Genomic DNA, 2,973 nt, shown 5'->3' on the forward strand with positions numbered 1-2,973 from the left:
GTTTGTTTGGTCACTTACCATTGGAGCCTGATCGGCCTGCTTTTTCAACTTTTAATTTACAGAAAGAATTTTACACTAACTCTCACACGATCGGACGCAATATCGCAGCCTTGCGGAAAAAGCGCGGATTACGCCAAAATCAACTCGCGCACAAGATAGGCATCACTCCAACACTCCTTTCGCGATACGAAAACGGGCGTTTGAATGTGCCGGTCGAAATTATTATCCAAATCGCAATTTCACTGAAAGTACGCACCGATGCCATTCTCGGCGTAGAACCGGTTGATTCCCATGATGACTTCATGCCCAGCCCTCGGATACTGCAACGCCTCAAGCTCATTGAAAAACTCCCGTCCTTTGACCAGAAATCACTCCTCAAAACCATCGACAATGCCTTGAAAGGCGCCGGCGTCGATCCTTCCGACCCGCCGGAATCGCGCTCATAGCGTCCACCGTGTGCGGTCCTTTCGTTGGAACAGCTTGAAAATGATACCATAAAATAGTATCATTCCTTCGTGAACAGCAAGCAGCGCAAAACACTTCAAGCCGTTTTCACCGATCCGGTCAAAGCAAGCATCCCGTGGGTGGATATCGAATCGCTGCTGCTGTCGTTGGGGGCACTCATGAAAGAAGAATCTGGCTCCCGCGTCGGTTTCTCACTGAACGGTGTTGATCTCATCGTCCATCGTCCGCACCCACGGAAAGAAACCGACAAGGGCGCAGTTAAATCGGTTCGCAAATTCTTGATCAATGCGGGGGTAACACCATGACATACAAAGGCTACACCGGCATCGTCGAGTTCGACGAAGAGGCGCGCATTTTCCATGGGGAAGTCGTCGGCTTGCACGATGTCATCACCTTTCAGGGGACGTCCGTCGAGGAGTTGGAAAGGGCCATGGCCGAGTCGGTCGATTTTTACCTGGATTGGTGCAAGGAGCGGGGCAAAGAGCCGGAGAAGCCGTTTTCCGGGAAGTTTATGGTCCGCACTTCACCCGAACTCCACAGCCGCGCGGTGGTAGCTGCTGCGCGAATCGGCTTGTCGTTGAACAAGTACATCGAAAAAGCCATCGAGGATGAAACCCGCCAGGTGCTGGCACAGCAGTAGCCGAGTCTTATCCCGATGCATCAGAGCAATAAAATATGGTATTGAACCTGACTCGCCTTCGGCTCGCAGGTTAACACGGTCATTTTATTGGCTTTTTCAAAGCCGCAGGGATGCAGCGCAGCGCATTCCCAGGCCCCGCCGAAGGCGGATTAGTGGTCCAAAATAGCACCGGGAGCCCTGTTATAGGCTCCCGTTTTTCAGGTTCTTTTGACAAGCCTAATGATTTCGCTTGACCTGCGCAAAGCCGCAGGCTGGGCGTCTGGTCAAAGGGGTTATTAGGCTAACTTATTTTGTTTAAACCCTGTCCCTTGGGGGAGCCTATTGTCACTCTTCGCGTGACGGTCATGAGAACAGCGACAATCAATTCATTGTATTAATGTTCAAAACAAGATGCTCAACTAAACCTGTTTCTTCATTAACAAGAAAAGATATCCAGTACTCATTCCATTTTTCTTCCGGATTAAAAGCGTTTTCAGGTGTTTTATACACCAATCTATTTAATTCTCCTTGTCTATATGAAAGATCTGGAATTCCATAAAATTCCTGTATTTGATTAACAGTTGAGTATACACCTAGATTTCCTATCTTTGTTTTAAACAGAGAAGTTGTAATATCTATTTTTGATATAACGTTTTGTCCACGATAAAAAAAGACTTTGACACCGGCGACAACATCCCACTGCAACAGATCCCACTCTGGTTTGTTCTCATTCTCAAACTGGACTGAAACTCCTTTGGGTGAATCGTCGTCGTCAAAGTAATTATTGATCCTATCTCCCAGAACAATTTCTGAACCGGATATCCCAACGACTGTGAAGTAATCAAGTGTTCTTACTACATCGTCCTGTGGATATAAACTAGTTAATAGAGTAGTTAAAAGAAAAATGATAACTGATGCCTTCATATTAAAACTCCGTTGCCTGCTAAACTTAATTTTCTTATGGTGATGATCCTATCAATACAGTTGGGTTATCGATCCATTGATCACCAAAGTCCCCATCTCCGTTTGCATCATAGCCCAAGTGTAAATGTGAACCAGTAGCTTGACCTGTCTGTCCAACATTCCCTATATGCTGACCTGCTTGAACATCATCTCCATCTTCTACAAAGTTATCTTTCAAATGGGCGTACAAGGTGCTTGTTCCATTAGGATGCTGAATAGTAATATAATTGCCGAAAATAGTGTCAGTGCCAGTATACGTAACAACACCATCACCAACAGCATTCGCCCGAGTTCCTTCTGGCGCAGTAATATCAATGCCATCATGAAAATTATCCGTTACTCCAATTGGTGTAGTGATCGGTTCTCGCGGACCATAATCATAACCCGCAGGATAATCTGATCCATTCTTCATTCCCACAGGATAAGCCATACCATTAATAACAGGCGCCAGGAAGGGACTTGGTGCCAGCTCTTCCGCCTGCCCATTCCCCGGCGTATCCGACAAAAGTCCCAGCGGATCAACAAAATTAACCGGATCATTCCCGACATAAACATACCAATTTGGGCCATCCTTGATAGGATCAACCGTTGTGAAACGGGCTGTTGTTGGTGCATAGTGCCTGTAACCATAATCATACAGTCCCGTTGCTTCGACAAGGAGTTTCCCATTATAACCGAACCGTTCAGCTATATCCAAATGCAATGCTTCATCGGTATCCCGAGATAGAGTTGGTTCATCATTGTCGAATAGTTTCCACCATTCATGATCATCATCCCAATCATGTCCCTCACTAAACAGGTCAAGCCCCTTTAAGGGTACTCCAAACGCATCATAGCTAATGCTTTGTTAGTGTAAAATTCTTTCTGTAAATTTAAAGTTGAAAAAGCAGGCCGATCAGGCTCCAATGGTAAGTGACCAAACAAAC

The 2,973-nt window shown here is 45.9% G+C and carries 5 protein-coding genes; 3 read left to right on the top strand and 2 right to left on the bottom strand.

Annotation, left to right across the window (positions count from 1 at the left end; all coding sequences use genetic code 11):
* The 3 genes from DC28_RS12730 to DC28_RS12740 form a co-directional block, all read left to right on the top strand.
* The coding region (locus tag DC28_RS12730) for a helix-turn-helix domain-containing protein (protein WP_162180241.1) at positions 1 to 446 on the top strand (446 nt) is incomplete at its 5' end.
* Between the two features lie 69 nt (positions 447 to 515).
* Positions 516 to 770 (top strand): type II toxin-antitoxin system HicA family toxin, encoded by a 255-nt coding sequence (locus DC28_RS12735; protein WP_037549412.1) that lies wholly within the window; start codon positions 516 to 518, stop codon positions 768 to 770.
* Positions 767 to 1,105, top strand: a complete 339-nt coding sequence (locus DC28_RS12740; RefSeq protein ID WP_037549415.1) for a type II toxin-antitoxin system HicB family antitoxin — start codon at positions 767 to 769, stop codon at positions 1,103 to 1,105. The genes DC28_RS12735 and DC28_RS12740 overlap by 4 nt, the downstream gene beginning before the upstream one ends.
* A 360-nt stretch (positions 1,106 to 1,465) precedes the next feature.
* Here DC28_RS12740 and DC28_RS12745 read toward each other — a convergent pair whose 3' ends face one another.
* Positions 1,466 to 2,008: a hypothetical protein gene (locus DC28_RS12745; protein WP_037549418.1), complete on the bottom strand. Its 543-nt coding sequence runs from the start codon at positions 2,006 to 2,008 to the stop codon at positions 1,466 to 1,468.
* 34 nt (positions 2,009 to 2,042) lie between these two features.
* Positions 2,043 to 2,744 carry a peptidoglycan DD-metalloendopeptidase family protein gene (locus DC28_RS15855; protein WP_052078878.1) on the bottom strand — a complete coding sequence of 234 codons (702 nt, stop codon included), beginning with the start codon at positions 2,742 to 2,744 and terminating at the stop codon, positions 2,043 to 2,045.
* Positions 2,745 to 2,973: the final 229 nt, after the last annotated feature.

The organism is Spirochaeta lutea, from assembly GCF_000758165.1.
In the GTDB taxonomy this organism is placed as follows: Bacteria; Spirochaetota; Spirochaetia; order DSM-27196; family Salinispiraceae; genus Spirochaeta_D; species Spirochaeta_D lutea.